At 69.4% G+C, this 542-nt stretch carries 1 pseudogene; it reads left to right on the top strand.

Annotation, left to right across the window (positions count from 1 at the left end):
* Positions 1 to 71: 71 nt before the first annotated feature.
* Positions 72 to 542 (top strand): annotated as a pseudogene (locus tag FUT87_RS24885) (ATP-binding cassette domain-containing protein); the annotation flags it as partial.

Below are 542 nucleotides of genomic sequence, written 5' to 3'. Positions count from 1 at the left end.
GCCGCCCGCCAGCAGCGCCCCGCTGCCGCTGCGTCCCAGCATCAACTGACGCCCCGCCAGTCGCCCCAGCAATGACCCAAGCCCGCACGAACACCTCCCGGAGCCGCCTGCAGGCCTGGGGGCTGCAGAAGTCTTACGGCGTCAGGAAGGTGGTCAAGGACGTCCACCTCGACCTGCACAGCGGCGAGGTCATCGGCCTGCTGGGCCCCAACGGCGCCGGCAAGACGACCAGCTTCTACATGATCGTCGGCCTGGTCCGCGCCGATGCCGGCGAGATCCAGATCGACGGCCGCCCGGTGCAAGACCCTGCCCATCCACCAGCGCTCGCGCATGGGGCTGAGCTACCTGCCGCAGGAAGCGTCGATCTTCCGCAAGCTCAATGTCGAGGAGAACATCCGCGCCGTGCTCGAGCTGCAGCTCGACGACAAGGGCAAGGCCTGGTCGTCCGCGCGCATCGACGCGGAGCTGGACAAGCTGCTCAACGAGCTCTCGATCGAGAAGCTGCGCGACACGCCCGCGCCGGCGCTGTCCGGCGGCGAGCG

Source organism: Mitsuaria sp. TWR114, assembly GCF_007997345.1.
The sequence above is the reverse complement of the archived record's forward strand: the minus strand, read 5'-3'. Positions and strand labels throughout refer to the sequence as shown.